This is a genomic window from bacterium, from assembly GCA_016786595.1.
In the GTDB taxonomy this organism is placed as follows: Bacteria; Bdellovibrionota_C; UBA2361; order SZUA-149; family JAEUWB01; genus JAEUWB01.
Window position 1 is genome coordinate 1 of sequence record JAEUWB010000016.1, and the last position, 2,605, is coordinate 2,605.

The 2,605-nt window shown below is 47.9% G+C and carries 3 protein-coding genes; 2 read left to right on the top strand and 1 reads right to left on the bottom strand.

Translation table 11 applies throughout. The annotated features are described in order from the left end of the window. Together JNK13_03165 and JNK13_03170 are read left to right on the top strand one after the other, a co-directional pair. A partial coding sequence (locus JNK13_03165; GenBank protein MBL7661732.1) for a citrate/2-methylcitrate synthase occupies nucleotides 1–669 on the top strand: 669 nt, incomplete at its 5' end. A gap of 279 nt (nucleotides 670–948) precedes the next feature. After that, nucleotides 949–1,491 (top strand): hypothetical protein, encoded by a 543-nt coding sequence (locus tag JNK13_03170; protein ID MBL7661733.1) that lies wholly within the window; start codon nucleotides 949–951, stop codon nucleotides 1,489–1,491. A gap of 130 nt (nucleotides 1,492–1,621) precedes the next feature. Here JNK13_03170 and JNK13_03175 read toward each other — a convergent pair. Then, the coding region (locus JNK13_03175) for an ABC transporter substrate-binding protein (GenBank protein ID MBL7661734.1) at nucleotides 1,622–2,605 on the bottom strand (984 nt) is incomplete at its 5' end.

Here is a 2,605-nt window from a genome sequence, read left to right on the forward strand (position 1 = left end):
GTATTGAACGTCCTTCTGAACCTGATGATCTATCACGGGGCAGGAAATGTCAGCACCTATACGGCGCTTGTCGCTCACAGTGGCGGCAATGACATGTATCAAGCCGCTGCTGCGATGTGTAACGGCTTGTCCGGATTCAACCATGGTGGTGCGGCCTATCAGGGCTTGCGCTTTGTCCTCAACGATCTCAACATCGAGAACTGCTCGGACCGAGAAGCTCTGCGTGCGATCGCGAAAGAGCTCATCCAGCGAGGACTTCCGATCTGGTGTGTCGGACATCGCATCTTGCGTGGTTCGAACGACGACCCGCGCGCTGCGGTGGCAAAGAAGTTGATCGAAGAAATCGCTTCGCGCCACAAGCACGGAGAAGTCCTCTTGCGCCGTGCTAGCATCTGGTATGAAGTTGCGGTGGAAGAGATCGTTACTGCCAAGCCTGGTATAGGCTTCCAGGCGGTCAATATCGACGGCTACACGGGGCTTCTGGCTTATCTCGCTGGGCTAATTCCCGAAAAGGATGCAGCGTCAATCGCTGGGCTTTTCTTTGCAGTCTCTCGCACGGCAGGCGCTCTGGCTGAGTGTTTCTGGTCCGGCGTGAGCGGCAAAGTGGCCTTGATCCGGCCAAGCGTTGTGACGATGGAGCTTCTCACGCGCCTAGCTCAGGAGGCTTAGCACGGGAAACTTAACTCGTGCAATCGCTTCACGGCGGATTTAGGTTCTTGGGGTGGTTGCGTTACTTACATGACCGGCCACCCCAAACTAAATTTTTTCAATATTCTGCAATTCCTCTGTTTAATTTTCTCTTGATTGGCATATAGTTATTTTTTGCCGTTTTGGTCTTTGAAATCACTAATTGAGTATAATTATACCCGGAGGTTAGCCTTGGCTGCTAGCGATCTAGAGCAGCCAGAGCTGGATACCTCCGGCAAAAAATCAAGGAAGGTTTTGAAGATGCCCTATCTCGTAGATCCCGCGTACCCTGAAAAGTACGATCGACTTATCGCCATAATTGCTGCCAACATCAACGACAGCCAGCGCCCCACGCAGTTCCTCTGGGTGCTGCGCCTGATTCTAAAGATTGCCTATACCACCGAGCGCTACTGGCCTGATAATGAAGCAATCGGGCTACTTGATTGTAGCGCTAAAGAGTGGTGTCGGCGACTTGAGATTCCACAGTCAAAATGGGACTTACTGCCAAACGCAGCTGAGCCAGATAATTCGTCTGCAGTAGAGCAAGCTGTAATGGCTTTGCATGAAGCTATCGGCACAGATCATGAACTCCGGGCAGGTCACTGGGGCTACGTGATTTTGAAACTGGCGGTGACTCTGGTCGAGAAAAAAGTCATTTCAATCTTTTTTGTATTGAATTGCTTCGATTCGGCTGCGCGCGTCTATTATCAAACTGTTGTCGGACCAAAAGAGGATCTAAAAGTCGCTACAAGGAATCAGAATCCTCGGGTAGACATTTTTGCTCCACTTATGGGTGATGGCTAAAACGAGTTTGGCATCTTGCGTCTGGAAGTTTGGCCTCAAAACCAAACTTCCAGACTTTGAACAAAGGTTTACGCCAGGTATCCAGCTCGTTTGTTCAAGTGTTTTTATCCAGAGATCTTGCTCAGGGGATTTAACCGACTAATTCAAATTTCCCATTGTAAAAGCGTTGGAAAGTAAAATAGCAGGGGATATCACCATTTACGTCAAAGCTAATTAATCCACTTGCAGCATGAAAGTTTTGAACTTTAAAAAGTTCTTGTTTAATGCACTCAGTGTTTGATTTACAGCGGTCAATAATCGGAAGAATGATTTTTACAGAGTCGTAGGCACGCACCGAAAGATAGTCAATCGGATTTGGCTCTCGTTTGTAACTTGCTTTGAATTGATCAATAAATTTCACGAGCTCTGCGTTGGATCGATCCTCGAAATATGGCGATGAACTTGAAACGATTATACCTTCAACTGCTTTGCCACCTGTCGTCCAAGTATCCTCACCGTCGAGAATTGCTTCTGAAGCAATGAACTGCGAGGTGATTCCCAACTCGCGTGCTTGCTTGATAAATAACGCAGCTGGTTGAGTGTAACTTGCCAGATAAATTACAGCAGGTTTTTTAGCACGTATGCGTGTGAGAATTGCTCTAAAGTCTGTCTCTGTTGGAAGAAAACTTTCTACGCCAGCGATGACAAGGCCAACATTTTCAAGGGCCATATGCGCGGCTTTCGCAGCGCCAACTCCATAGTCATTCTCATTGTGTACAATATAAAATGACTTGCCAGCGAATTTCTCCGAGAAAAATTTCGAAAGGGCCAAGCTTCCACAAGTCGAAGCAGGGAAGTTACGAAAGGTGTAGTCGTCCGGCGTACTATAGAGCGGGGATGCCGTGGCGACTCCAATTTGTACAACTTTGTCTTGATTGACAATTGGTGTTAGCGCAATCCCAACTCCAGATCCCCAGGTGATCGCAACTGGGAAGGAAGTTTTTTGCTTAATGCTTTGGTAGGCAGAGAGTGCTAGTTTTGGGTCGCTTTGACTGTCCTCAGTGATCAGATTTACTAGTAGACTATCGCGTTGCAGTTGGTTTTCTTTGCCGAGGGCAAGTTCGATGCCACGTTT

Coding starts and splice junctions, on each gene's coding strand:
- JNK13_03170 (MBL7661733.1), top strand. CDS start 949: ATGCCCTATCTCGTAGATCCCGCGTACCCTGAAAAGTACGATCGACTT.